Source organism: Clostridium sp. (genome assembly GCF_051656525.1).
Classification (GTDB): domain Bacteria; phylum Bacillota; class Clostridia; order Clostridiales; family Clostridiaceae; genus Clostridium.
In genome coordinates this window covers 1-1,040 of record NZ_JBOGCC010000284.1, presented here as the reverse complement: position 1 = coordinate 1,040, position 1,040 = coordinate 1, and the positions used below count along the sequence as shown (strand labels likewise).

The 1,040-nt window shown below is 27.8% G+C and carries 2 protein-coding genes; both read left to right on the top strand.

The annotated features are described in order from the left end of the window. A partial coding sequence (locus ACRDDY_RS14625; protein ID WP_438565678.1) for an N-acetylmuramoyl-L-alanine amidase occupies positions 1-495 on the top strand: 495 nt, incomplete at its 5' end. Between the two features lie 8 nt (positions 496-503). Continuing rightward, positions 504-890 (top strand): ParB/Srx family N-terminal domain-containing protein, encoded by a 387-nt coding sequence (locus tag ACRDDY_RS14620; RefSeq protein ID WP_438565677.1) that lies wholly within the window; start codon positions 504-506, stop codon positions 888-890. Positions 891-1,040 lie beyond the last annotated feature (150 nt).

Genomic DNA, 1,040 nt, shown 5'->3' with positions numbered 1-1,040 from the left:
AACACAAATATAGATGGAAAATTAATAACAGAATTTGATATGACAAGCTATTTAGTAGCAGAAGTCTTTAAAAGAGAAAGATTAATAGGTATTGATTTAATTATTAAAGCTAGAAATGATTTTGGAAATTTAGTTAATGAAGTTAATTCTTTAAACGGAGATATTTTAATAAGTTGTCACTTTAATGCTTATAACACAAAAGCACAAGGAACAGAGGTTCTCTATGCTCATACATCATCAAAAGGAAGAAAGTTAGCTTCAGCAGCTCAAGATATTTTAACTAAGCATTTAGGACTACCAGATAGAGGAGTAAAACCAACTAAACTAGAAGATAGAGGAGGTTCAATTCTTAATAAAACTAAACCAGTAGCAATACTAATAGAACCATTCTTTTTAGATAATATTAAGAATAAAGATTATCTAGAGAAATCTATTGAAAAAGTTTCAAATGCAATAATTGAGATATTAGAGTATATAGATAAAAATGAGCTTTGAGAGGTCATATGGAAATAGAAAAATTAAAACTAAGTGAAATAACACCATATATAAATAATGCTAAAGAGCATCCTCAAGAACAGATAGACCAAATAAAAGGAAGTATAAAAGAGTTTGGTTTTAATGATCCAATAGCAGTAGATGAAAAAAATGTGATTATAGAAGGTCATGGAAGATATATTGCACTCCAACAATTAGGAGCCGAAGAAGTAGAGGTAATAAGATTAGATCACTTAAGTGAGATACAGAAAAAACAATATATAATAGCTCACAACAAATTAACTATGAATACTGGATTTAACTTAGAAAAGTTAAAGCTGGAGTTAAAAGAGATTGAAATTAATGAAAAAGATTTATCTTTAACTGGTTTTGAAATAGAAGAACTAAAAGATTAAAATATTGGAAATTTAGAAGTTGAAATTGATGAGTTTAAAGAAGATGAACCACCAGAAGTAGATTTAGAAAAAGAACCATACAGTAAACTTGGAGACTTATATATGTTAGGAAGTCATAGATTACTTTGTGGAGACAGTACAAAAGTTGAA